This window comes from Streptomyces sp. NPDC006339 (assembly GCF_040612775.1).
GTDB lineage: Bacteria > Actinomycetota > Actinomycetes > Streptomycetales > Streptomycetaceae > Streptomyces.
Map to the genome: position 1 here is coordinate 152,993 of NZ_JBEXQW010000004.1, position 24,551 is coordinate 177,543.

At 72.7% G+C, this 24,551-nt stretch carries 21 protein-coding genes; 6 read left to right on the forward strand and 15 right to left on the reverse strand.

The genetic code is table 11. From position 1 onward, the window contains the following. Window positions 1-19: 19 nt before the first annotated feature. Window positions 20-934, reverse strand: coding sequence for a BadF/BadG/BcrA/BcrD ATPase family protein (locus tag ABZ135_RS04720; RefSeq protein ID WP_356691762.1), 915 nt, complete (start codon window positions 932-934; stop codon window positions 20-22). 66 nt (window positions 935-1,000) lie between these two features. Here ABZ135_RS04720 and ABZ135_RS04725 point away from each other — a divergent pair, with 66 nt between their 5' ends. Further along, the gene (locus ABZ135_RS04725; protein WP_356691764.1) at window positions 1,001-1,852 is read left to right on the forward strand and encodes a MurR/RpiR family transcriptional regulator; all 852 of its coding nucleotides are present in this window, start codon (window positions 1,001-1,003) and stop codon (window positions 1,850-1,852) included. Window positions 1,853-1,927: 75 nt separating this feature from the next. On the opposite strand, the gene ABZ135_RS04730 is transcribed toward ABZ135_RS04725, so the two are convergent. The 12 genes from ABZ135_RS04730 to ABZ135_RS04785 form a co-directional block, all read right to left on the reverse strand. Beyond that, the gene (locus tag ABZ135_RS04730) at window positions 1,928-2,263 is read right to left on the reverse strand and encodes an RNA polymerase-binding protein RbpA (RefSeq protein WP_003957010.1); all 336 of its coding nucleotides are present in this window, start codon (window positions 2,261-2,263) and stop codon (window positions 1,928-1,930) included. A gap of 77 nt (window positions 2,264-2,340) precedes the next feature. After that, window positions 2,341-2,571 carry a preprotein translocase subunit SecG gene (secG, locus tag ABZ135_RS04735; RefSeq protein ID WP_030205174.1) on the reverse strand — a complete coding sequence of 77 codons (231 nt, stop codon included), beginning with the start codon at window positions 2,569-2,571 and terminating at the stop codon, window positions 2,341-2,343. Window positions 2,572-2,692: 121 nt separating this feature from the next. Then, entirely contained in the window at window positions 2,693-3,469 is a 777-nt protein-coding gene (gene tpiA, locus ABZ135_RS04740; protein WP_356691766.1) for a triose-phosphate isomerase, read from the reverse strand. A gap of 7 nt (window positions 3,470-3,476) precedes the next feature. Then, window positions 3,477-4,688, reverse strand: coding sequence for a phosphoglycerate kinase (locus tag ABZ135_RS04745; RefSeq protein WP_356691768.1), 1,212 nt, complete (start codon window positions 4,686-4,688; stop codon window positions 3,477-3,479). Between the two features lie 108 nt (window positions 4,689-4,796). Then, window positions 4,797-5,804, reverse strand: coding sequence for a type I glyceraldehyde-3-phosphate dehydrogenase (gene gap, locus ABZ135_RS04750; protein ID WP_356691770.1), 1,008 nt, complete (start codon window positions 5,802-5,804; stop codon window positions 4,797-4,799). 247 nt (window positions 5,805-6,051) lie between these two features. Continuing rightward, window positions 6,052-9,009, reverse strand: coding sequence for a M14 family zinc carboxypeptidase (locus ABZ135_RS04755; RefSeq protein ID WP_356691772.1), 2,958 nt, complete (start codon window positions 9,007-9,009; stop codon window positions 6,052-6,054). Between the two features lie 192 nt (window positions 9,010-9,201). After that, window positions 9,202-10,191 (reverse strand): DNA-binding protein WhiA, encoded by a 990-nt coding sequence (gene whiA / locus ABZ135_RS04760; protein ID WP_121830017.1) that lies wholly within the window; start codon window positions 10,189-10,191, stop codon window positions 9,202-9,204. Beyond that, window positions 10,182-11,219 (reverse strand): uridine diphosphate-N-acetylglucosamine-binding protein YvcK, encoded by a 1,038-nt coding sequence (yvcK, locus tag ABZ135_RS04765; RefSeq protein ID WP_356691774.1) that lies wholly within the window; start codon window positions 11,217-11,219, stop codon window positions 10,182-10,184. Before yvcK ends, whiA begins: the two co-directional genes overlap by 10 nt. After that, on the reverse strand, window positions 11,216-12,124 hold the full coding sequence (gene rapZ, locus ABZ135_RS04770; RefSeq protein ID WP_356691911.1) for an RNase adapter RapZ: 909 nt from the start codon (window positions 12,122-12,124) through the stop codon (window positions 11,216-11,218). Before rapZ ends, yvcK begins: the two co-directional genes overlap by 4 nt. Before the next feature lie 71 nt (window positions 12,125-12,195). After that, the gene (uvrC, locus tag ABZ135_RS04775; RefSeq protein ID WP_356691776.1) at window positions 12,196-14,193 is read right to left on the reverse strand and encodes an excinuclease ABC subunit UvrC; all 1,998 of its coding nucleotides are present in this window, start codon (window positions 14,191-14,193) and stop codon (window positions 12,196-12,198) included. A gap of 174 nt (window positions 14,194-14,367) precedes the next feature. Next, window positions 14,368-15,189 (reverse strand): hypothetical protein, encoded by an 822-nt coding sequence (locus ABZ135_RS04780; protein ID WP_356691913.1) that lies wholly within the window; start codon window positions 15,187-15,189, stop codon window positions 14,368-14,370. Between the two features lie 5 nt (window positions 15,190-15,194). Continuing rightward, the gene (locus ABZ135_RS04785) at window positions 15,195-15,785 is read right to left on the reverse strand and encodes a papain-like cysteine protease family protein (RefSeq protein ID WP_356691778.1); all 591 of its coding nucleotides are present in this window, start codon (window positions 15,783-15,785) and stop codon (window positions 15,195-15,197) included. 234 nt (window positions 15,786-16,019) lie between these two features. On the opposite strand from ABZ135_RS04785, the gene ABZ135_RS04790 reads away from it, so the two are divergent. Further along, window positions 16,020-16,949, forward strand: coding sequence for a hypothetical protein (locus ABZ135_RS04790; RefSeq protein ID WP_356691780.1), 930 nt, complete (start codon window positions 16,020-16,022; stop codon window positions 16,947-16,949). Window positions 16,950-16,978: 29 nt separating this feature from the next. Here ABZ135_RS04790 and ABZ135_RS04795 read toward each other — a convergent pair whose 3' ends face one another. Next, entirely contained in the window at window positions 16,979-17,404 is a 426-nt protein-coding gene (locus ABZ135_RS04795; protein WP_356691782.1) for a Rieske (2Fe-2S) protein, read from the reverse strand. 128 nt (window positions 17,405-17,532) lie between these two features. Here ABZ135_RS04795 and ABZ135_RS04800 point away from each other — a divergent pair, with 128 nt between their 5' ends. Continuing rightward, entirely contained in the window at window positions 17,533-18,426 is an 894-nt protein-coding gene (locus ABZ135_RS04800) for a carbohydrate kinase (protein WP_356691784.1), read from the forward strand. A gap of 54 nt (window positions 18,427-18,480) precedes the next feature. Here the strand turns inward: ABZ135_RS04800 and uvrA are convergent, their stop codons facing one another. Continuing rightward, the gene (gene uvrA, locus ABZ135_RS04805) at window positions 18,481-21,489 is read right to left on the reverse strand and encodes an excinuclease ABC subunit UvrA (RefSeq protein ID WP_356691786.1); all 3,009 of its coding nucleotides are present in this window, start codon (window positions 21,487-21,489) and stop codon (window positions 18,481-18,483) included. A gap of 215 nt (window positions 21,490-21,704) precedes the next feature. Here uvrA and ABZ135_RS04810 point away from each other — a divergent pair, with 215 nt between their 5' ends. The 3 genes from ABZ135_RS04810 to ABZ135_RS04820 all read left to right on the forward strand — a co-directional run bounded on the left by ABZ135_RS04810 (window position 21,705) and on the right by ABZ135_RS04820 (window position 24,545). After that, window positions 21,705-22,406 carry a maleylpyruvate isomerase family mycothiol-dependent enzyme gene (locus ABZ135_RS04810; protein WP_356691788.1) on the forward strand — a complete coding sequence of 234 codons (702 nt, stop codon included), beginning with the start codon at window positions 21,705-21,707 and terminating at the stop codon, window positions 22,404-22,406. Between the two features lie 61 nt (window positions 22,407-22,467). After that, window positions 22,468-23,124 (forward strand): MBL fold metallo-hydrolase, encoded by a 657-nt coding sequence (locus ABZ135_RS04815; RefSeq protein WP_356691789.1) that lies wholly within the window; start codon window positions 22,468-22,470, stop codon window positions 23,122-23,124. 134 nt (window positions 23,125-23,258) lie between these two features. Beyond that, window positions 23,259-24,545, forward strand: coding sequence for an MFS transporter (locus ABZ135_RS04820; protein WP_356691790.1), 1,287 nt, complete (start codon window positions 23,259-23,261; stop codon window positions 24,543-24,545). The last annotated feature ends 6 nt before the right edge of the window (window positions 24,546-24,551 follow it).

Below are 24,551 nucleotides of genomic sequence, written 5' to 3' on the forward strand. Positions count from 1 at the left end.
CAGCACCGGCGGAGGCGCGTCAAGACACCGGCAGCCGCGCCAGCGCCACCGCGCCCCCCACGCCGTCCCGCACCGGACTCGGCCGCAGCCCCAGCTCCCCGACCCGCTCGGCCAGCCGGCCCAGCAGGGGTCCGCCCGGCCCCAGCAACCCGCCCGTCACCACCAGCGGCTCCCCCGCGACCGGCCGCAACGCCCGTACCGTGCCCGCGAGTTCGTCCGCCGCGCGGTCGAGCAGGCCGGCCGCCACCGCGTCGCCCGCCTCCGCCGCGCGCACCACGAGCGGGCTCAGCTCCGCGAGGCGTACGGGGTGCGCCCCGTACGCGTACCCCACGATCCGCTCCTTGGCCAGTCCGCCGCAGAGCGCGCCGACCGGCTCCGCGAGGGCCGTCTCCGGGCCGCGCCCGTCCAGGGCCCGCAGCACCGCCCGCAGCGCCTCCCGCCCCAGCCAGAAGCCGCTTCCGGCGTCGCCGAGGAGCCAGCCGTCCCCGTCGACGGCGGCCACCATGCGGCGCTCCCGCACCCGTGCGCCCGCCGCCCCCGTCCCGGCGATGAGGACGAGCCCGTCCGCCGGCGCACCGGGGCCCGCCGCGAAGGCCACCTCCGCGTCACCCCGGACCTCGACGCGTCCGGGCGCCGCTCCGAGCTGCGCGAGCGCGCCGGTGAGAGCCGCCCGCGCCTTCTCGCGCCCGCCGCCCGGCCCGCCGCCGGCGAACCCGCCCACCACGGCGGCGACCGGCAGCGCGCCCGCCCCCGCCTCCCGCAGGGCCTCGGCCAGATGCCGTACGAGCGCCTCCGCCGGCACGCTCAGCGCGTTCCCCGGCCCGCCCAGGCCCTCCCCCACCGTGCGGCCGGTCGCGGCCTCGGCGAGCCGGGCCCTGGTCCGCGTACCGCCGGCGTCGAGGCCCACCACGTACTGAATCCCGGATCCGTCCATCAGCCCGCATGCTGGTTGATAGATTCACCGGACCACAAGACCCGGGCAGGCCGGAAGGCAGCGTGAATGATCACCGCACTGATCCGCTCCGAACTCCCGCGGATGTCCGGCTCCTTGCGCAAGGTCGGCGACTGGGTCCTCGCGGACCCGGCCCGGGTCGCCGGGCTCTCCGCCGCGGAGCTGGGCCGCCGCACGGGCACCTCCCAGGCGACGGTGACCCGGTTCTGCCGGGCCCTCGGCCTCGACTCGTACCAGCGGCTGCTGCTCGAACTGGCCCGTGAGGAGGGCCAGGAGAGCGCCGAGGACGGGGGAATCCGCCCGCTGGGCCCGGAGATCGGCCCCGACGACCCGCTCGACACGGTCGTCGCCGCCGTCGCCCGCGCCGACCTCCAGGCCCTGCGCGCCACCACCGAACAGCTCGACCTGGCTGCCCTGGAGCGGGCCGCCCGCGCCCTCGCGCAGGCCCGCCGGATCGACGTCTACGGGGTCGGCGCCTCCGGCGTGCTCGCCCTGGAGACCCAGGCCCGGCTCTTCGGCATCGGCTGCGAGGCCCGCGCCTGGACGGAGGTGCACGCGGCGGAGACCTCGGCGGCCCTGCTGACGCCCGCCGACGCGGTCGTCGCGCTCTCGCACTCGGGCGCGACCCGCGAGGTCCTCGCCCCGCTGCGGCTCGCCGCCGAGCGGGGCGCGGCGACCGTCGCCGTGACCGCCGACCCGCGTTCCCCGGTGGCCCGCGCGGCCGGCACGCACCTCACGTCGACCGCCGCGCCCACCGGCTTCCGGCACGGCGGTTTCGGCACCCGGCACTCGGTGCTGCTGATCCTCGACTGTCTGTACGCGCGCGTGGCGCAGCTCACCTACGCGCGGGCCACGGCGGCCCTGGCGCTCACCGCGCACATCGCGGGCCACCACCGCTGAAGGCGCGCGGCCTCCCCACGGACGCGGAAGGGGCCCCGCCCGCGAAGTCGTTCGCGGGCGGGGCCCCTCATCACGTCAGATCTCGCCCCGGAGCTTGGCCAGCGCCTCGGCGAGGATCGCCTCGCCGTCGGCGTCGCTGCGCCGCTCCCGTACGTAGGCGAGGTGCGTCTTGTACGGCTCGGTGCGGGGCGGGTCCGGCGGGTTGTCCCGGTCCTGGCCGGCCGGGAATCCACAGCGCGGGCAGTCCCAGGTGTCCGGAACCTGTGCGTCACTGGCGAAGCTCGGCTGGGTCTCGTGCCCGTTCGAGCACCAGAAGGAGATGCGGAGACGAGGTGCCGACTCGCCTCGCTCGGCCTCCCCCATCGGCCCCGCTCCGACCCGGCTTCCCCGGATCGCGTTGCCACTTGCCACGGTCGTAACTCCCTGCGTGATGGTGCTCGAAGATGCCCCAGTCTACGTAAGGCCCAACGCGCGTCCAGTGATTGGAGTTACCCGTCCAGCTTCATCAGCAGACCAAGTACGACAATGCACGCGAACCACAGCAGACCGACCACGACGGTGATGCGGTCCAGGTTGCGCTCGGCGACCGAGGAGCCGCCGACGGACGACTGCATGCCGCCACCGAACATGTCGGAGAGGCCGCCGCCCTTCCCCTTGTGCATCAGCACGAGCAGCATCAGCAGCGCACTGAAGACGATCAGGGCGATCGAGAACCCCATAACCACGGCTGGACCAACTTCCTCGGACTTATACGGACGGGGGTCGGACAGGGTACCTGCCCGACCCCCGCAAGGGTACGACGGATCGTCGCCGACGCTCTACAACGTCAGCGCCCGATCATCACTGGTCGCGGAAGCGCACGATCTTGACGAACTCGTCGGCGTCCAGCGAGGCACCGCCCACCAGCGCGCCGTCGATGTCGGCCTGCGCCATGATCTCGGCGACGTTGCCGCCCTTGACGGAGCCGCCGTACTGGATGCGGACCTTGTCGGCCAGCTCCTGCGAGTACAGCTCGGCGAGCTTGCCGCGGATCGCCGCGCAGACCTCCTGCGCGTCGTCGGCGCCGCAGACCTTGCCGGTGCCGATGGCCCACACCGGCTCGTAGGCGATCACGATCGTCTCGGCCTGCTCGGCCGGGATGTCCTTGAGGCCGCCCTCGACCTGGGTGAGGGTGTGCGCGACGGCGTTGCCGGCCTCGCGGACCTCCAGCTCCTCGCCGACGCAGAGGATCGGGGTGACGCCGTGCTTGAAGGCGGCCTTCACCTTCGCGTTGCAGACCTCGTCGGTCTCGGCGTGGTACTGGCGGCGCTCGGAGTGGCCGACGGCGACGTAGGCGCACTTCAGCTTGGACAGCATCAGGCCGGAGATCTCACCGGTGTAGGCGCCGGAGTCGTGGGCCGAGATGTCCTGGGCGCCGTACTTGATCTTCAGCTTGTCGCCGTCGACCAGGGTCTGCACGGAGCGCAGGTCGGTGAAGGGGACGAGGACGGCGACCTCGACGGCGTCGTAGTCCTTGTCGGTGAGGGCGAAGGCGAGCTTCTGGACGTGGGCGATGGCCTCGAGGTGGTTGAGGTTCATCTTCCAGTTGCCCGCCATCAGCGGGGTACGGGTGCTCATAAAGGGGTCAGTCCTCCAGTGCGGCGAGGCCGGGAAGCATCTTGCCCTCGAGGTATTCGAGGGAGGCGCCGCCGCCGGTCGAGATGTGGCCGAATGCGTTCTCGTCGAAGCCCAACTGCCGGACGGCCGCGGCGGAGTCGCCGCCGCCGACCACGGTGAAGGCCGGGGAGTCGAGGAGTGCCTGGGCGACGGCCTTGGTGCCCTCGGCGTAGTCGGGGTGCTCGAAGACGCCCATGGGGCCGTTCCAGAAGACGGTGGCCGCGTCGGCGAGCTTCGATGCGTACAGCTTGCGGGTCTCCGGACCGATGTCCAGGCCCTCCTCGGTGGCCGGGATGGCGTCCGCGGCGACCGTGGTCGGGTTGGCCGGAGCCTTGGTCTTCAGGTCCGGGAACTCGGCCGAGACCAGCACGTCGACGGGGAGCACGAACTCCACGCCGCGCTCCTTGGCGCGCTCGAGGTAGTCGAGGCAGGCCGGGATCTGGTCCTCCTGGAGCAGGGAGATGCCGACCTCGTGGCCCTGGGCCTTGAGGAAGGTGTAGGCCATGCCGCCGCCGACCAGGATGCGGTCGGCCTTCTCCAGGAGGTGGTCGATCACGCCGAGCTTGTCGGAGACCTTGGCGCCGCCGAGGACGACGACGTAGGGCCGCTTGACGTCCTCGGTGAGCTTCTTCAGGACGCCGACCTCGGTGGCGATGAGGTGGCCCGCGGCGTGCGGGAGGCGGGCCGGGAGGTCGAAGACCGAGGCGTGCTTGCGGTGCACGGCGCCGAAGCCGTCGCCGACGTACACGTCGGCGAGGGCGGCCAGCTCGTCCGCGAAGGCGCCGCGCTCGGCGTCGTCCTTGGAGGTCTCGCCCGCGTTGAAGCGGAGGTTCTCGATGACGGCCACCCGGCCGTCGGTGAGGCCCGCGACGACCGCCTGGGCCGACTCGCCGACGGTGTCGGTCGCGAAGGCGACCTCGGCGCCGAGCAGTTCGCCCAGGCGCTTCGCGGCCGGGGCGAGGGAGAAGGCCGGGTCCGGGGCGCCCTTGGGGCGGCCCAGGTGCGAGGCGACCACCACGCGGGCGCCGGCCTCGGCGAGCGCCTTGACGGTGGGGACGACGGCGCGGATGCGGCCGTCGTCGGTGATGGTGGTGCCGTCGAGGGGCACGTTGAGATCGGCGCGGACGAACACCCGCTTGCCGGAGACACCCTCGGCGAGCAGCTCGTCGATCGTCTTCATCTGTTCCTGACTCCTTGGTACACGCGATGGAGCACACGACACAGGGCTCGCGCAGTGCGTCATCGCACTGCCCGAGCCCTGCTTCACATCGAAAGCCCGCCCTGAAGCTTAGAGCTGGCCGCCGACGAAGACGGTGAGGTCGACGAGACGGTTGGAGTAGCCCCACTCGTTGTCGTACCAGCCGAGGACCTTGACCGAGTTGCCCTCCTGGACCATCGTCAGCGACGAGTCGAAGGTGCAGGAGGCCGGGTCGCTCACGATGTCCGACGAGACGATCTCGTCCTCGGTGTAGAACAGGATGCCCTTGAGCTCGCCGTCCGCGGCCTTCTTGAACGCGGCGTTGACCTCGTCCTTGGTGACCTCGCGGGAGAGCTCGACGACCAGGTCGGTGACCGAGCCGGTCGGGACGGGCACGCGCATGGCCATGCCGTCGAGCTTGCCCTTGAGCTGCGGGAGGACCAAGGCGGTGGCCTTGGCGGCACCCGTCGTGGTCGGGATGATGTTCTCCGCGGCGGCGCGGGCGCGGCGCAGGTCCTTGTGCGGGAAGTCCAGGATGCGCTGGTCGTTGGTGTACGCGTGGACCGTGGTCATGAGGCCGCGGACGATGCCGAAGTTCTCGTCGAGGACCTTGGCCATCGGGGCGACACAGTTGGTGGTGCAGGACGCGTTGGAGATGACGTCGTGGTTCGCCGGGTCGTACTTGTCCTGGTTGACGCCCATGACGATGGTGATGTCCTCGTCCTTGGCCGGAGCCGAGATGAGGACCTTCTTGGCGCCACCGGCGAGGTGCTTGGCGGCGTCCTCGCGCTTGGTGAAGATGCCGGTGGACTCGATGACGATGTCGACGCCCAGCTCGCCCCAGGGGATGTCGGCCGGGTTGCGCTCGGACAGCACCTTGATGGTGTGGCCGTCCACGGTGATGGTGTCGGCGGTGTGGGTCACCTCGGCCTTGAGGCGGCCCAGAATGGTGTCGTACTTCAGCAGGTGCGCCGTGGTCGCGGTGTCACCCAGGTCGTTGACGGCCACGACCTCGATGTCGGCACCCTGCTCAAGGAGCGCGCGGAAGTAGTTGCGACCGATACGGCCAAAGCCGTTGATGCCTACGCGGATCGTCACGAACCGATCTCCTCGTTAGGTACGCCGGGTTTCGACGCCCGGCGAGCTTCTCTTTTGGGATGTCCCCGACCGCTTACGACCCTACCTCTCCAGATGGCTCGGCGTGACATCGAGTGCACCCGTACACGCCCGGAAAGCACGGGAAAAAGGCCGACAGTCCTTGCCTACCAACGGGTAAGGGCCGCCGGGGGACCTTGGTCCCGATTACGGAGCGTGAGCGAAATCGGCGCTCTCCTGAGCGCCCGATTCAGCGTCGGAGCGAATTAAGGGCCTTTCCGAGCAGAGCCGCCCGTTCCGTCGTATTCGGGACGTGCTCGAGACCGAATCCGAAGAGGACGGTGTCACGGGTGGTGACCGCCGCGTGGGAGCGGAAGAGCGCCTCGGAGACGGTCCAGCGGGTGCCGGTCGCGGGACTGCCGGCCGGCGGTCCGGAGGCGGTCCAGGCGCCGGTGCCGTTCTCGAAGCCCTCGGTGTCGGTCACCGCCCCGGCGGTGAGCCGGAGGTCGTCGACGAAGGCGCCCGTCCCGCCGCTGCCGGGATCGGAGACGTACGAGATCGCCAGCTCGACCCGCTTGCCGGCGTAGCCGCCGAGGTCGACGCTCGCCTGCCGCCAGCCGTTGGAGGGGCCGGTGAAGGCGTGCCAGGCGCCCGTGGTGCCGGTGGCGGCGCAGCCGTCCGGGCCGACGGTGAGGTAGCGGGCGAGGAAGGGGTGCTGGCGGACGTAGTAGCCCTCGCCGCAGTCGGCCGGCGGCTCGGCCGAGGTGCCGCCGCCCGCGTCCGGCAGCGTGGTCCAGTCGTCCTGGCCGACGGTGCGGGCCTCGACGACCAGGTGGTCGTAGCCGGGCTCGGTGTCATGGCTGACCTGGAAGGTCAGCCTCGGCTTCGCGGCGGCGTCCACGCCGGTGAGGTCCACGGTCCGGCCGAGCCGGGCCCAGGTGCCGTCGGTGTGGCGCAGGGCGGCGAAGCGGCTGCCCTCGTACGGCTCGAAGGGGGTGCGGACGCCCGGGTAGCCGCCGGCGGCGGCGCTGCTCGCGAACTGCGGGAAGCGCTCGGGCGCGAGGGTGTCGGAGGTGACGGTGAAGGTGCCGGCGTGGTCGAGCGGGTTGTCCGCCGCCGCGCCGAGGCCGCCGGCCGCGCCGCCGAGCCGGCCGGTTCCGGCGAAGGACGGCGGGGCCTGGAGGCCGGCCCGGCGGTAGGCGCCGAGGTAGTACTGGGCGAAGTCGTCGGACTGGGCCCGGCCGACCCGGGCGGATCCGCCGGACTTCTCGCCCGCGGTGACCAGCTTGCCGCCCTCGTTGAGATAGGCCCGGACGGCGAGCAGGGTGGCGCCGGAGGGCTGCTCCGCGCCGGTGTACCAGACGACGGCACGGAAGTGGCTCAGGACGCCGAGGGCGTGCGGGGCGCCCTGCGTGGCGACGTCCCAGACGGCGGCCCGGCGTCCGCTCGCCGCGAGCGCCCGCACATAGGTGCCGGCGTGGCGTGCGGCGGTGGTGCCGCCTTCCTCGGCGAGGACGAGGACGTCGGCGCGGGGCCGCTCGGCCACGGTGTACGTGAACGGGGTGGACGCGGTCGCCCGGCCCTCGCGGGTGCGGGCGGTGTACCAGACCTCGACCGTGTCGCCCGGCCGCGCGCCCCTGACCTCGGCGCGGTAGGCGTCGAAGTACAGGTTGTCCTCGCCGCCGTAGGTCTCGCCGCCCTTCCAGGGCTCCAGGCCGGCGCGGTGGGTGCGGCCGCCGTTGATCCGGTAGTTCAGGGTCTTGCCGCGCAGCGAGGCGCGGGCGGTGACGGAGACCTCCTGGGCGGCGCCCCCGGCCGCGTACGAGGTGGTGAAGGCGTCCGGGGTGAAGTCGGGGGCCTCGATGCCGACCGGCGAGACCGGGCGGTCCGGGTGGGCGGAGGACTCGGCGACGGCGAGCGCGAACGGGACGTTCTTGGCGAACTCGGCCTGGATCAGTCGCTCGTCGTCGGGGAAGGTGAAGACGGAGGCGCAGTCGGCCGGGTCCCAGGCGTCGTTCGGGTCGACGCGGGAGGCGGTGGCGCAGGTGGACATCTCCGGGGTGAACATCTGCATCCCGTTGACGTTGGCGGCGTGTCCGTCCGCCTCGCCGTTGGTGGTGTAGAGCTCGGAGGAGACCTGCGGGCGGTAGCCGGGGACGGCGGGCTTCTGCGGGGTGCCGGCGAGGGCCGCGAGGGCCACGTCGTCGGGGGTGTCGGTGGCGACCTGCCAGCCCACGCCGTACAGGATGAGCTGGGCGGCGGAGTGGTAGTTGATGCCGTACCGGAAGCCGATGCGCTTCTGGAAGGCGTCCAGGGCGCGGGTCTCGGGCTCGGACATGGGGCCGCTGCCGCGGTAGGTCTCGTCGGCCGGGTCGGGGGACGAACCCTCGTCGTCGTAGCCCCACTTGTAGGCGAAGTTGCGGTTGAGGTCGACGCCGTCGCCGGGTGCGACGCGCCCGTCGCCGTCGTTGTCGCGCAGGTTCTTGCGCCACTGGCGGTTCGCCGGGTCGGCGTGGGTGAAGTCGTAGCCGTCGGGGTTGGCGGAGAGCACGAACCACAGCTCGGTGGTGTCGACGATCCTCGTGATCCGCGGGTCCTCGCCGTAGTGGTCGAGGTAGTGGTGCATCAGCCGCCGGGTCATCTCGGGGGTGATCCACTCGCGGGCGTGCTGGTTGGACAGGTAGAGCGTGGCGGGCTTGCCGCCGTCCCGGATCTTCCGGGCGTCCTTGCTCAGCTTGAGGGCGAGGATGTCCTGTCCTCGGACCGTCTTGCCGAGGGAGACGACCTTGGTGAGCGCCGGGTGGGCCCGGGCGGTGTCCAGGATCTCCTGCTTGAGGCCGTTCTCGCCGCCGTACGGGCGGAAGACGCCGTCGCCGGCGGCGGCGACCCGCCGCTCGGCCCGGTCGGTGAGGGTGTGCTCGGTGAGCTCGACGCCCTGCCGGCGCAGGGCGCCGGCCTGCTCGCCGGTGAGGTGGAGCTCCAGGGTGGCGGTGCCCCGCGCGGGCACCTGCTCGGTCAGCTCGTGGGCGTCGGTGCCGGCCTCCAGGAGGAGCGGCACCTGTTCCCTGGTGACCTTCGCGTGCCACACGGAGAGGTGGGCGAGGTCGTCGTCGGCGGGGTGGTTCTGCGCTCCGGCGACGGGTGCCGCCGCCAGACCCGCGATCAGCAGTGAAGCCGCGGCGAGGATCGATCTCGCTCTGCGTCTCATGAGCCCCCCTTGCTGTCGTCTGCCACGAAAGTGAACGGACGCCAGGCTCGTGGGGGTTCACGGGCGCGTCAAGGGTGCCTCCGGCGTGGCCGGAAAAGATGCTGCCGATGCCTCAGCGGGGCACCGGCAGCGGTGAGTTGGATCGGCGGTCGAGCGGAGGCGGGGCTTCCGTCGGCCCGCCTCGGCGAACGGTCAGCCGACGAGGCTGTCGTCGAGCTCCTCCGTCAGGTTGGACTCGGTGCCGGGGATGCCCAGGTCCTGGGCCCGCTTGTCGGCCATGGCGAGCAGGCGGCGGATCCGGCCGGCGACCGCGTCCTTGGTGAGCGGCGGGTCGGCGAGGGCGCCCAGCTCCTCCAGGGATGCCTGCTTGTGCTCCATGCGCAGCCGGCCGGCGGCCGCGAGGTGCTCGGGCACCTCCTCGCCCAGGATCTCCAGGGCCCGCTGCACCCGGGCGCCCGCGGCGACCGCGGCGCGGGCCGAGCGGCGCAGGTTGGCGTCGTCGAAGTTGGCCAGGCGGTTGGCGGTGGCGCGGACCTCGCGCCGCATCCGCCGCTCCTCCCAGGCCAGCACCGACTCGTGCGCGCCGAGCCGGGTCAGCAGGGCGCCGATGGCGTCGCCGTCGCGGACGACGACCCGGTCCACGCCCCGGACCTCGCGGGCCTTGGCGGCGATGGAGAGCCGGCGGGCGGCGCCGACCAGGGCGAGCGCGGCCTCGGGGCCCGGGCAGGTGACCTCCAGGGAGGAGGAGCGGCCCGGCTCGGTCAGCGAGCCGTGCGCCAGGAAGGCGCCGCGCCAGGCCGCCTCGGCGTCACAGGTGGCCCCGGAGACCACCTGCGGGGGCAGGCCCCGGATGGGCCGGCCCCGGCCGTCCACCAGACCGGTCTGGCGGGCGAGCTGGTCGCCGCCCGCGACCACGCGCACGACGAAGCGCGAGCCGCGGCGCAGTCCGCCGGGAGCCATCACGATCAGCTCGGAGCTGTGCCCGAAGATCTCCAGGACGTCCCGCTTGAGCCGGCGGGCCGCCATCGCGGTGTCCAGCTCCGCCTCGATCACGATCCGGCCGCTCACCAGGTGCAGCCCGCCCGCGAACCGCAGGATCGACGAGACCTCGGCCTTCCTGCAGCAGGTCCGGGTGACGGGGAGCCGGGAGATCTCGTCCTTCACCGCTGCCGTCATCGCCATGGGCCGATCCTTCCATGCATCCGAAAAATACGGTCGTACGCGGCGGCCAACAGCTCCGGGTCGTGCTTCGGAGCACCGTCGGGCCGGGCCACCGGCGCCAGCTCGACCGCGGCGCCGAGCCGCTTGGCGGCTTCGGCGAGGGGTTCTCGCGCTGACGCGTCGGGCACGGCGGCCTCGTCGGCCAGCACCACGTCCAGGGCGAGTTTAGGGGCGTGTCGTGCCAAAACCTCCAAATGACGCTGCGGGGAGAAGCCCTCGGTTTCTCCGGGCTGCGGCGCGAGGTTCAGCGAGAGCACCCGGCGGGCCTTGGTCTCCATGAGCGCGTCGAGCAGCTCGGGCACCAGCAGGTGCGGGATGACGGAGGAGAACCAGGAGCCCGGGCCGAGCACGACCCAGTCCGCGTCGAGGACGGCGGCGACCGCCTCGGGCACGGCCGGCGGGTCGTGCGGCACCAGGTGCACGGACTGCACCTCGCCGGGGGTGAGCGCCACGGTGGCCTGGCCGCGGACGGTGTCCACGTCCTGCGGGCGGGCCGGGTCGTGGCCCTTGACCAGGGCCTGGAGCTCCAGCGGCACGGCGGACATGGGCAGCACCCGGCCGTGCGCGCCGAGCAGCTTGCCGACCAGGTCCAGGGCCTGTACGGGGTCGCCGCCGAGCTGCTCCCACAGCGCGACGATCAGCAGGTTGCCGACGGCGTGGCCGCCCATCTCGCCCTTGGACTGGAAGCGGTGCTGGATCACCCTGGCCCAGGTCTGGCCCCAGTCGTCGTCGCCGCAGAGCGCGGCGAGCGCCTTGCGGAGGTCTCCGGGGGGCAGCACGCCCAGCTCCTCGCGGAGCCGGCCGCTGGAGCCCCCGTCGTCGGCGACGGTGACCACGGCGGTCAGGTCGCCGGTGATGCGGCGCAGGGCGGCGAGGGAGGCCGACAGGCCCATGCCGCCGCCCAGCGCGACGACCTTGGGCTGGGCGCCGCGCCTGCGGAGCGTACGCCGCACCGCGAGGGTGGACGTGCGCCGGCGGTACGGCTTCACTCGCGCCCCATGTCCCGGTGCACGACGACGGTCTCCACGCCCTCCGAGGCGAGGCGGGCGGCCAGCTTCTCGGCGGTGGCCACGGAACGGTGCTTGCCGCCCGTGCAGCCGACGGCGATCGTCACGTACCGCTTGCCCTCGCGGCGGTAGCCGGCGGCGATGAGCTGGAGCAGCTCGGTGTAGCGGTCCAGGAACTCCTTGGCGCCGGGCTGGTTGTAGACGTAGGCGGCGACCTCCTCGTTCAGACCGGTGAAGGGGCGCAGCTCCGGGACCCAGTGCGGGTTGGGCAGGAAGCGCATGTCGACGACGAGGTCGGCGTCGACGGGCAGGCCGTACTTGAAGCCGAAGGACATGACGGTGGCCCGCAGCTCGGGCTCCTCGTCGCCGGCGAACTGGGCGTCCATCTTGGCGCGCAGCTCGTGCACGTTGAGGCTGGAGGTGTCGATCACCAGGTCGGCGTCGCCGCGCAGCTCGCGCAGCAGGTCGCGCTCGGCGGCGATGCCGTCGACGATGCGGCCGTCGCCCTGGAGGGGGTGCGGGCGGCGGACCGACTCGAAGCGCCGGACCAGGGCCTCGTCGGAGGACTCCAGGAAGACGATCCGGCGGGTGACCTGCTTGGCGTCGAGGTCGGCGAGGGAGTCCTTGAGGTTGTCGAAGAACTGCCGGCCGCGGACGTCGACGACCACGGCGATCCGGGCGACGTTGCCCTGGGAGCGGGCGCCGAGCTCCACCATGGTGGGGATGAGCGCGGGCGGCAGGTTGTCGACGACGAACCAGCCGAGGTCCTCCAGACACTTCGCGGCGGTGGAGCGGCCGGCGCCGGACATGCCGGAGATGATCACCAGCTCGGGGATGGGCGCGTCGCCGTTGGTGTCGGCGGCGGGCTCGGTGGTGCCCGTGTCCATGTCCGGTGCTCCGTCTTCGTGCTCGTGGTGCGGTTCGCTCGGGTCGTGCGCGTGGTGCTCTTCGTGCGTGGTCATGCCGTGGTGCCCCCGTCGTCTTCCATGATCTCTCCTGTTGCCGTGTTCACGGCGGGCGCGGCCGGGGCCGCCTGCGCGAGGGCCACCGCCACGGCCTCGGCCGTCTTGCGGCCCATGCCGGGGACCTCGCAGATCTGCTCGATTGTCGCCTGCCGGAGCCGTTTGACCGAGCCGAAATGCTTGATGAGCGCCTGCTTGCGGGTCGCGCCGAGGCCGGGGACGTCGTCCAGGGGGCTGGTGCGGATGCGCTTGTTCCGCTTGGACCGCTGGTAGCGGATGGCGAAGTCGTGAGCCGTGTCACGGATCCGCTGGAGGAGGTAGAGGCCCTCGCTGGAGCGGGGCAGCACGACCGGGTCGTCGTCGCCGGGCAGCCAGACCTCCTCCAGGCGCTTGGCGAGACCGCAGACGGCGATGTCGTCGATGCCGAGCTCGTCCAGGGCGCGGCGGGCGGCGGCCACCTGGGGCTGTCCGCCGTCGACGACGACGAGCTGGGGCGGGTACGCGAAGCGCTTGGGCCGGCCCTCCTCGTCCCGGCCCTCGGGCCCGGCGTCCGCCGGCACCTCACCGTCGCCGTCCAGCCATTCGCCGGTCTTCTCCTTCTCGGCGAGATAGCGCTTGAAGCGGCGGCTGATCACCTCGTGCATGGACCGGACGTCGTCCTGGCCCTCGAAGCCCTTGATCTGGAAGCGGCGGTACTCGCTCTTGCGCGGCAGGCCGTCCTCGAAGACGACCATGGAGGCGACCACGTCCTCGCCCTGGAGGTGCGAGATGTCGAAGCACTCGATGCGCAGCGGCGCGGAGTCCAGGTCCAGGGCCTCGGCGATCTCCTCCAGCGCCCGGGAGCGGGTGGTCAGGTCGCTGGCCCGCTTGGTCTTGTGCAGGACGAGGGCCTGCTGGGCGTTGCGGGCGACCGTCTCCATCAGGGCCTTCTTGTCGCCGCGCTGCGGGATCCGCAGGGAGACCTGGGAGCCCCGGCGGCCGGAGAGCCACTGGGTGACGGCGGCGGCGTCCTCGGGCAGGGCGGGGACGAGGACCTCCTTGGGGACCGCGTCACCGCTCTCCTCCCCGTACAACTGCTGGAGGGCGTGCTCGACGAGGCCGGCGGCGTCGACGGCCTCGACCTTGTCGGTGACCCAGCCGCGCTGGCCGCGGACGCGTCCGCCGCGGACGTGGAAGATCTGGACGGCGGCCTCCAGCTCGTCCTCGGCCAGCGCGATCAGGTCGGCGTCGGTGGCGTCGGCGAGGACCACCGCGTTCTTCTCCATGGCCCTGCGCAGGGCCGCTATGTCGTCGCGCAGCCGGGCGGCCTTCTCGTACTCCATGTCCTCGGCCGCGATCGTCATCTGCTTCTCGAGCCGGCGGATGTACGTGCCGGTGCGGCCGGCCATGAAGTCGCAGAACTCCTCGGCCAGTTCGCGGTGCTCCTCGGGGTCGGTCCGGCCGACGCAGGGCGCCGAGCACTTGCCGATGTAGCCGAGGAGGCAGGGGCGGCCGGCGGAGGCCGCGTTGCGGAACACCCCGGCGGAGCAGGTCCGCACGGGGAACACCCGCAGCATCAGGTCCACGGTCTCGCGGATGGCCCACGCGTGCGCGTACGGCCCGAAATAGCGCACGCCCTTCTTCTTGTGGCCGCGCATGACCTGGACGCGGGGGAACTCCTCGTTCAGCGTGACCGCGAGGTACGGGTAGCTCTTGTCGTCCCGGTACTTGACGTTGAACCGGGGGTCGAACTCCTTGATCCAGGAGTATTCGAGCTGCAGCGCCTCGACCTCGGTCGACACGACGGTCCACTCGACCGAGGCGGCCGTGGTCACCATCGTCGCCGTGCGCGGGTGGAGGCTCGCCAGCGGCTGGAAGTAGTTGGCCAGCCGCTGACGCAGGGACTTCGCCTTCCCGACGTAGATCACCCGGCGGTGCTCGTCACGGAATTTGTAGACCCCCGGCGAGTCGGGGATCTGTCCCGGCTTGGGGCGGTAGCTGGAGGGGTCGGCCATGCTCCCACCCTACTGGCGGCCACCGACACTCCGACCGCACGCGCCCGCTGCCCGGCCCCGCGGAACGGGGCCGGGCGAAGGCCCGCCGGGGCGGGCGGGCACGGAGTCCGGCGGGCCGGGCGGGCGCGGGCCGGGACGCGGGCCGGGGACGGCCCCCGGCCCGCGCCCGGACGGTCAGGGCGCCGTCGGCCGGGAGCCGGCCCCCCGGCGCCGCAGGGCCCTGCCCGCGCCAAGGGCGAGGGCGAGCAGGGCGCCCGCGGCCGCCGCGGCGGAGGCGGTGGTCACGGCCGGGTCGGTGGCGGGCTCGCGCGGGGCGGCGGTCGTCGGGGCGTAGCCGCCGGCCGCGCCCTTGGCCGCGTAGGCGGAGCCGGGGAGCTTGTCCCCGTAGGCCCGTGCCACCCGCTCGCGGTACGCGGCGAGGGTGGTGCCGTTCCCGCCGACGGCCCGCACCGCGTCCTCGTCGAGCGGCAGCACCTTCGCGCCCTTGTGCACGTACCACGCGTCGATCTGCGGCTCGCGGAAGACCGTCCCGCCGGGCAGCGCCCGCCGCCCCTGCTCGGTGTAGCGCAGCTCGTCGTCGCCGGTGGCGATGTTCACCACCTGCCAGCCGCCGCCCGCGCCGCGCACCGTCCACAGCGAGGCCGTCCGGCCGTCCGCGGCGACCGCCTTGCTGGCGTGGAACGCGACCCGGGCCACCGGCGCCCCCGGCTTCCCCGCGACGAAGTCCGGGGAGAGGAGGAGCACCGGCACGGACCCGCCCTCGATGCGGGGTTGCGCCGCCGCCGTGCGGGCGGGGGCGCCGTCCCGGGCGAAGAAGCGGGCGACCGTGTCGAGGGTCCGCGGCGCGGCCGCCGCCTGCTCGGGCGTCGCGGCCGTGGGCAGCGCCTCGGCGGCGTCGGCCGGGACCGTCCCGAGGCCGACGAGGACGGCGGCGGCCAGCAGGCCGGTCACCGCACCGGCACCGAGGGCGCGGGGACGTATCCGTACGTCGCTCATCGTCGTCACGCCCCGATCCGGTAGAGCGAGTGGGTCCAGGAGAAGGAGCTGTTGTTCACGTACCAGGAGTGCGAGGCCCAGTTGTAGCGGTCGCTCGACGGCCACGGGTCGCCCCAGTACACCCAGTTGTTCGCGTCGTCGTAGCCGTAGACGACGTGCATGTGCCCGCCGCCGCTCGACCACTGGATCCTCGTCTCGACGGGCCGGTCGGCGTTGATCTCGGTCTGCACGGTCGAATAGCGCAGCCAGCCGTCCACGTACGAGCCGGGGTTGACGCCCGCCCAGCGCAGTCCGGTCTGGACGTTGCCGAGGGTGGCCTGCCAGTTGGGGCAGTCGTAGCCCTGCTGCCGGTTGAAGGCGGCGTTGCAGAACTGGTTCTGGCTGTAGTTCCGGCCGAACCAGGTGGCGATGGTGTTGCCGCCCGCCGCCCAGCACCAGTTGGTCTTCTGCTGGGCCTGCATGCTGATGTTCAGCCGCTTGTACGCCAGGGTGGAGACGTCCTCGCCGGTCGGCGCGGCGGTCGCCGGCGCGGCGGGGACGAGGGACAGGGCGGCGGCCGCGGCGAGTGCCGCGAGGACCGGCCTTCTTCTGCGCATCGCGTTCCTCCCGATGGGGGGATGTGGGGAGTTGGAGGAGAGGAGCGCGTCCGGACGCTGGTCTGGAGCATCGGGCGTTGTCCTGATCCGGTCAACACGCTTCAATGCGGGGTGACGGCGGGCTGTGAACGGTGTGACCCGGATGTGAACGGCCGTCCCCGGTCCACCTGCCCGCCCGCCGGGGCGGCAGCCTGCTCCCCCTCCCCCACCGTGAACGTTCACTGAGGAGTCCTCGTGGGTCACACCGAGGCCGATCTGGCGCAACTGCTGCACACGGGTCCGTTCCATCTCGCCCTGCGCACGGCGCTCGCGGTGCGCGGGCTGCCCCTCCAGCGCGTCCAGCACCATCTGGCCCACCGCGGTGTGAAGGTCGGCGTGACCTCCTTGAGCTACTGGCAGCAGGGCGCCCGCCGGCCGCAGCGGCCCGAGTCGATGAAGGCGGTACGGGCCCTCGAGGAGGTGCTCCAACTGCCGGGGAACTCGCTGATCCGGCTGCTCGCCGAGGACTCCGCGGCCCGCGCCGACACCGAGCGCCCGGCGACCCGCTCGTACCGCTCGCTCATCGAGGCATCGGGCGTGGTGGAGCGGCTGCTCGCCGAGCTGGAGTGCCCGGCGGACGGCGGGCTGCACACGGTCGGCCATCACGAGCGGGTGCGGATCGGCGCGGGCCGCGAGCTGCTCGGGCGGGACTCCCAGCAGGTGGTGCGGGCGCACCGGGACGGCGTCGACCGCTATCTGGCGATCCACCGGGGCGATCCGGGCTGCGACCCGGACCGGGTGGAGGTGCGGGCGGCGGAGAACTGCCGGACGGGTCGGGTGCGGCGGCACGCCGGGACGGGCGTGCTCGTCGCCGAACTGCTCTTCGACACCCGGCTGAGGGCCGGGGACACGTATGTCTTCTCGTACGGCTTCGAGGACGGTACGGGCGGTGCGAGCCGGGAGTACGTGCGCGGGTTCAGCTTCGCCGGCGGGCAGTACGTGCTCCAGGTCCGCTTCGACGAGGCGGCGCTGCCGGTACGGTGCCGGCGCTTCGCGCAGGCGTCGACGGGTGCGCCGCGCGGCGGCCGGGCCGAGCTGACGCTGTCCGGGCGGCACCGCGCGGTGCATCTGGTGGAGCAGGGGGTGCGCCCGGGAATCCTGGGGATCGAGTGGGACTGGGCGTAGGCGCTCCCCGCTCCCCGTCCTCGCTCCGGTCAGGCGGTGGGGCCCGCGATCAGCCTGCCGTTCTCGACGCGGACGGGGACCTCGGGGAGCGGCACGGTCGCCGGGCCCTGGAGGGCCTTGCCGGTGGTGACGTCGAAGCGGCTGCCGTGGCAGGGGCAGTTGCCCTCGTTGTCCTCGATCTTGTCCAGGACGCAGCCGGCGTGGGTGCACTGGGCGCTGAACGCCTTGTACCGGCCCTGGGCCGGGCAGTGCACCAGGAGCCGCTGCTCGCGGTAGAGCTTGGCGCCGCCGACGGGGATCTCGTCGGGTGCGCCGAGGGCGACCGGGGCGGTGGGGGTCGGGTTCTCGGCGTGGCCGAGCTTGGACTCGGTGGAGCAGGCGGCGACGCCCAGCCCGGCGGCCCCGGCGAGGGCGGCGCCTTTCAGCACGGTGCGGCGGGTGGACTGGCCGGACATGAGGGCTCCACGGTGAGGATCGGGACGTCAGGGACCGATCCGACGATACCGGCGGGCCGTGGCCGTCCCCGTGCGGGGGCCTGCTTCGGGCTGTCGTGACCGGTGGGGCATGGGTTACGTTCCGGTGCGTGATCGTCGTCGCCGGTGAGTCCCTGATCGACCTGGTCCCCGACGGGGCCGCGGGCCCCCTGGCCCCGCTGCTGCCCCGGCCGGGCGGCGGCCCGTACAACACGGCGGTGGCGCTGGGGCGGATCGGCGCGGACGTCGCCTTCTGCTCGCGGATCTCGACGGACGCGTTCGGCGAGGTGCTGGTCGCGGGGCTGCGCGCGGCGGGGGTGGCGACGGGTCTGCTCCAGCGGGGCCCCGAGCCGACGACGCTGGCGGTGGCGTCGGTGGGGCCGGACGGTTCGGCGCGTTACGGCTTCTATGTGGAGGGCACGGCGGACCGGCTCTTCGCGCTGCCGGAGCGGCTGCCGGACGGGGTGCGGGCGATGGCCTTCGGGACCTGTTCGCTGGTGCTGGAGCCGGGGGCGAGCGCGTACGAGGCGCTGCTGCGGCGTTCCTCGCGGGAGGGCGTCCTCACCCTCCTGGACCCGAACGTCCGGCCCGGCCTGATCCCGGACCCGGTGGCGTACCGCGAGCGGTTCGAGGGCTGGCTGCCGTACGTCTCGCTGCTGAAGCTGTCCGAGGAGGACGCGGCCTGGCTGGGCGGGTCGCCGGCCGGGTGGCTGGAGCGGGGCCCGGCGGCGGTCGTCCTGACCCGGGGCGGCGGGGGGCTGACCGTCTTCACGCGCGGGTACGAGGTGTCCGTCCCGGCCGTGCGGGTGCGGGTGGTCGACACGATCGGCGCGGGCGACACCGTGAACGCGGCGCTGCTGCACGGTCTCGGCGGGCGTCCGCCGGGCTCGCTCGGCCGGGAGGACTGGCGGGAGCTGCTGTCCTTCGCGGCGCGGGCGGCGGCGGTGACCTGTACGCGGGCGGGTGCGGAGCCTCCGTACGGGCGGGAGCTGGGCGACGCGTGAGGGGCGCCCCCGCGCGGGGGCGCCCCTCAGGAGCCGGTCGGGCGACCGTGACCGTCAGGTCTTGCGGGCCCGGGCGGTCGTCTTCTTGGCGGCCGTCTTCTTCGCGGGCGCGGCCTTCTTGGCGGCGGCCTTGGCGGCCGTGGCGCCGGCGGCGGTCTTCTTCGCCGGTGCCTTCCTGGCGCTCCGCGCGGCCGGGACGGTCGCCGAGGCGTCGCTGACGCGGCCGCCCAGGATCTCGCGGAGGAACTTGCCGGTGTGGCTGGCCGGGACGGAGGCGACCTCCTCGGGCGTGCCCTCGGCGACGACCAGGCCGCCGCCGCTGCCGCCCTCGGGGCCCATGTCGATGACCCAGTCCGCCGTCTTGATGACGTCCAGGTTGTGCTCGATGACGATCACCGAGTTGCCCTTGTCGACCAGTCCGGACAGGACCTTGATCAGCTTCGAGATGTCCTCGAAGTGGAGGCCCGTGGTCGGCTCGTCCAGGACGTAGACCGTGCGGCCCGTGGAGCGCTTCTGGAGCTCGGAGGCGAGCTTGACGCGCTGGGCCTCGCCGCCGGAGAGGGTCGGCGCGGACTGGCCGAGGCGGACGTAGCCCAGGCCGACCTCGGTGAGGGTCCGCAGATGGCGGGAGATGGTCGGGACGGCCTCGAAGAAGTCCAGGGCCTCCTCGATGGGCATGTCCAGGACCTCGGCGATGGACTTGCCCTTGTAGTGGACCTCCAGGGTCTCCCGGTTGTATCGGGCGCCGTGGCAGACCTCGCACGGGACGTAGACGTCCGGGAGGAAGTTCATCTCGATCTTGATGGTGCCGTCGCCGGAGCAGTTCTCGCAGCGGCCGCCCTTGACGTTGAAGGAGAAGCGGCCGGGCAGATAGCCCCGGACCTTCGCCTCCATGGTCTCCGCGAACAGCTTGCGGACGTGGTCGAAGACGCCGGTGTAGGTCGCCGGGTTCGAGCGCGGGGTGCGGCCGATCGGGGACTGGTCGACGTGCACGACCTTGTCGACGAGATCGTCGCCCTCTACCCGGGTGTGACGCCCGGGCACCGACTTGGCGCCGTTCAGCTCGCGCGCCAGGTGGGTGTAGAGGATGTCGTTGACCAGGGTCGACTTGCCGGAGCCGGAGACACCGGTGACGGCGGTGAGGACGCCCAGCGGGAAGGAGACGTCGATGTCCCGCAGGTTGTTCTCGCGGGCGCCGTGCACGGTGAGGCGGCGGGCCGGGTCGACGGGGCGCCGGATCTCCGGCGTGCCGATGGCCTTGCGGCCGGACAGATACTGCCCGGTCATCGACTCCGTGTTGGCGAGGAGCTCCTTCAAGGGGCCGGAGTGGACGACCTTGCCGCCGTGCTCGCCGGCGCCGGGGCCGATGTCGACCACCCAGTCGGCGACCTTGATGGTGTCCTCGTCGTGCTCGACGACGATGAGCGTGTTGCCCATGTCGCGCAGCCGCACCAGGGTCTCGATGAGCCGGTGGTTGTCGCGCTGGTGGAGACCGATGGACGGCTCGTCGAGCACGTAGAGCACGCCGACCAGGCCGGAGCCGATCTGGGTGGCGAGCCGGATGCGCTGGGCCTCGCCGCCGGACAGCGTGCCCGCGGCCCGGTTGAGCGACAGGTAGTCGAGGCCGACGTCGACGAGGAAGCGCAGCCGCTCGTTGACCTCCTTGAGGACCCGCTCGGCGATCTTCTTGTCGCGGGCGGTGAGGGTGAGCCGGCCGAGGAAGTCGGCGCAGTCGCTGATCGACATGGCGGAGACCTCGGCGATGGACTTGTCCATCACCGTGACCGCCAGCACGATCGGCTTCAGGCGCGTGCCCTCACAGGTGGGGCAGGGCACCTCGCGCATGTAGCCCTCGAAGCGCTCGCGGCTGGAGTCGCTCTCGGCCTCGCTGTGCCGCCGCTTCACGAAGGAGACGGCGCCTTCGAAGGCGGGGGTGGTGTAGGCGCGCTCGCGGCCGTACCGGTTGCGGTAGCGGACCTCGACCTGGGTCTTGTGCCCGTACATGAGGGCCTTCTTGGCCCGCTGCGGCAGCCCGGCGTACGGGATGTCGGTGCGGAAGCCGAGGGCCTGGGAGAGGCCGCCGATGAGCCGGCCGAAGTACTCCTTGGTGTGGCCGTGCGACCAGGGGTGGATGGCGCCCTCGTCGAGGGACTTCTCCTCGTCGGGCACGACGAGCTCCGGGTCGACCTCCATGCGGGTGCCGATGCCGGTGCAGTCGGGGCAGGCGCCGAAGGGCGAGTTGAAGGAGAAGGAGCGCGGCTCCAGCTCCTCGAAGGACAGGTCGTCGTACGGGCAGTAGAGGTGCTCCGAGTACATCCGCTCGCGCTCGGGGTCGTCCTCGGGGAGGTCGACGAAGTCGAGCACGACCATGCCGCCGGACAGGCCGAGCGCGGTCTCGACGGAGTCGGTGAGCCGCCGCTTGGCGCTCTCCTTCACGGTGAGGCGGTCGACGACCACCTCGATCGTGTGCTTCTCCTGCTTCTTCAGGACGGGCGGCTCGCTGAGCTGGATCGTCTGCCCGTCGACCCGGGCGCGGCTGTAGCCCTTGGTCTGGAGGTCGGCGAACAGGTCGACGAACTCGCCCTTGCGCTCGCGCACCAGCGGCGACAGGACCTGGAAGCGGCTGCCCTCGGGCAGCTCCAGGACCTTGTCGACGATGGCCTGCGGCGACTGGCGGGAGATCGGCCGGCGGCACTCGGGACAGTGCGGCTTGCCGATGCGGGCGAAGAGCAGACGGAGGTAGTCGTAGACCTCGGTGATGGTGCCGACCGTCGAGCGCGGGTTGCGCGAGGTCGACTTCTGGTCGATGGAGACGGCGGGCGACAGACCTTCGATGAAGTCGACGTCCGGCTTGTCCATCTGGCCGAGGAACTGACGGGCGTAGGAGGAGAGCGACTCGACGTACCGGCGCTGCCCCTCGGCGAAGATCGTGTCGAACGCGAGGGAGGACTTGCCCGACCCGGAGAGCCCGGTGAAGACGATGAGGGAGTCACGGGGGAGGTCGAGCGAGACGTTCTTGAGATTGTGCTCGCGAGCGCCACGGACGATGAGACGGTCGGCCACGCCGGTCCGCACCTTTCTTGAGAGAGCGGATGTGCCTGACACACCCAACAACCAAGGATGCCGGATGCTTCCTCCGAGCGTATAGCACGCACATTCGATTTCCGGACGCCCGCCGCCCGCTTCACCCGAACGAGTGGCGGCCGCGGGGCTCCGCCCCTGGTCGGAGGGGGCGCCGCCCTGGCCGGACCGGTCCCGTACCCCCTAGGGTCGGCGGCATGATCGACCATCTCCGTGACATCGCCTCCGTGCGCGAGGCGACCGACCGGCTCCTCGAAGCCGTCTCCTCCTGGGACAACGCGGCACTGGCCGAGCCGTCACGGCTGCCGGGCTGGACCCGCGGCCATGTCCTAGCCCACCTCGCCCGCAACGCCGACGCCCTCGTGAACGTCCTCCAGGGCCTGCCGATGTACAAGGACGCCGAGAGCCGCGAGGCCGACATCGAGCGGGACGCCGGCCGGCCGGTCGAGGCCCAGCTCGCCGACCTGCGCGTCACCGCCGACCGCTTCGAGGAGGTGTGCCGCGAGCCCGCCGACTGGGACCGCACCGTGGAGCTGCGCAACGGCGTCACCGACCGGGCCGCCCGGGTGCCCTTCCGCCGCTGGGTCGAGGTCGCGCTGCACCACGTCGACCTGGACGCCGGCTACGAGCTCGAGGACCTTCCGGAGGAGTTCCTCACCCGGGAGATCGAGTTCCTCGCCGACCGCTGGTCCGGCCGCCCCGACGTCCCCCCGGTGACCCTGCGCCCCGAGCGCGCCGAGGACCACCCGGGCTGGCGCACCGGCGGCACCGAGGGCGAGCCGGTGGTCCTCCGGGGCACCGCGGCCGAACTGCTCGGCTGGCTGTCCGGCCGCGGCGACAAGGGCGCCCGCCTCACCGTGGTCTCCGGCGGCGGAGTCCCGGAGCTCCCGCCGCTGTGACCCCGCCGCTGTGAGCGCGGTCGCCGCCGCCGTTGTCGGTCCCCGGCGATAGTCTGAGGCCATGACGTACAGCGGAGCGGTGAAGGTCGGCGGGCCCGCCGACGTGCACGAGCTGAGCGACCTGATGATCTCCAAGGTCGCGGTCGGCCCGATGGACAACAACGCGTATCTGCTGCGCTGCCGGGCGACCGGTGAGCAACTGCTGATCGACGCGGCCGCGGACGCCCACACGCTCCTCACGCTGATCGGTGACGACGGCATCGCGTCCGTCGTCACCACCCACCGGCACGGCGACCACTGGCAGGCCCTGGCCGAGGTGGTCGCCGCCACCGGTGCCCGCACCTACGCGGGGGCGTACGACGCGGAGGGCATCCCCGTGGGGACCGACGAGCTGGTGGAGGACGGCGACGTCATCCGGGTCGGCCGGGTCGAGCTCACCGCCCGCCACATGGTCGGACACACCCCCGGCTCGATCGTCCTGATCTACGACGACCCGCACGGCCACCCGCACGTCTTCACCGGCGACTGCCTCTTCCCCGGCGGGGTGGGCAACACCCGCAAGGACCCGGAAGCCTTCGCGAGCCTCCTCCACGACGTCGAGACCAAGCTCTTCGACGTGCTGCCGGACGAGACCTGGATCTATCCGGGCCACGGCCGGGACACCACGCTCGGTGACGAGCGCCCGCACCTGCCGGAGTGGCGCGAGCGCGGCTGGTGACCCCCGGGCGCCCCCGCACGCCCCCGTAACCGGGACGGCGGCCGGGTAGTTGGCGCGACATGCACCAGCACCACAGTCACGCTCCGTCGAGTCACCCTCCGTCGGATCGTCCTCCGTCCGGTCGCCCGCCGTCGATGGCGAGGATCGCCGCGGCCTCCCTCGCCGGCACCGCCATCGAGTTCTTCGACTTCTTCGTCTACGGGACCGCCGCCGCGCTCGTGCTCGGCCCGCTCTTCTTCCCGACCTTCTCCCCCGTCGCCGGGACCCTCGCCGCCTTCGGCACCTTCGCCGTCGGCTTCCTGTCCCGGCCGCTCGGCTCGATCGTCTTCGGCCACGTCGGCGACCGGTACGGGCGGCGCCCGGTGCTCTTCGCCTCGCTGCTGCTCACCGGCTGCGCCACGGTCGCGGTCGGCTGCGTCCCCACGTACGAGACGATCGGCGTCTCGGCGCCCGCACTGCTGCTCGTCCTCCGCTTCCTCCAGGGGCTCGGCCTCGGCGGGGAGTGGGGCGGGGCGGTGCTCCTGACCGCCGAGCACGCGCCGGAGCGGCGGCGGGCCCTGTGGGCGAGCTTCCCGCAGATCGGCCCCTCGGTCGGCTTCCTCCTGGCCAACGGGGTGATGCTGGCGCTGACGGCCGGGCTGAGCGACGCGGATTTCCGCTCCTGGGGCTGGCGGGTGCCGTTCTGGGCGGCGGGGCTGCTCGCCGCCGCCGGGCTCGCGCTGCGCTCCTCACTCGCGGAGACCCCGCAGTTCGAGCGGCTGGCCGCCGAGGGGCGGCAGGCGAACGCGCCGCTGGCCGAGGTGGTGCGCGGGCACTGGCGGCTCGTGCTGCTCACGGCGGGAGCCCTGGCCGTCGGCTACGCCGTCTTCTACACGGTCTCCACCTGGGCGTTGTCCTACGGCACCGAGCGGCTCGGCGTGTCCAGCTCGGTGATGCTGACCTGTGTGATGGCCGCGGTGGCGATCAAGGGGGTGCTGACGCCGTTCCTCGCGATGCTCGCCGACCGCTTCGGCCGCCGGACGATGTGCCTGGCCGGCTGCGCGGCCTCGGCGCTGTGGATGTTCCCGATGGTGGCGCTGCTGCACACCGCGCGGCCGCTGCTGATGTTCCTCGGTTTCCTCGGCTCGCTGCTGGCCTTCATGACCATGTTCGCGGTGGTCGCCGCGTATCTGCCGGAGCTGTACGAGCCGAGGGTGCGCTGCACGGGCGCGGCCGTCGGTTACAACCTGGCGGGGGTGCTCGGCGGTGCGCTCACCCCGATCGTGGCGACGGCCCTCTCGGACGGCGGCTCGGGCCCGCCGTGGGGCGTGGCGGCCTATCTGACGGTGGTGGCGCTGGTGAGCCTGGTCTGCTTCGCGCTGCTCCCGGAGACCCTGCCGGCCGGTACGGAGAAGCGGGAGCCGGAGGGCGTGCCCGCGTAGAGAGGC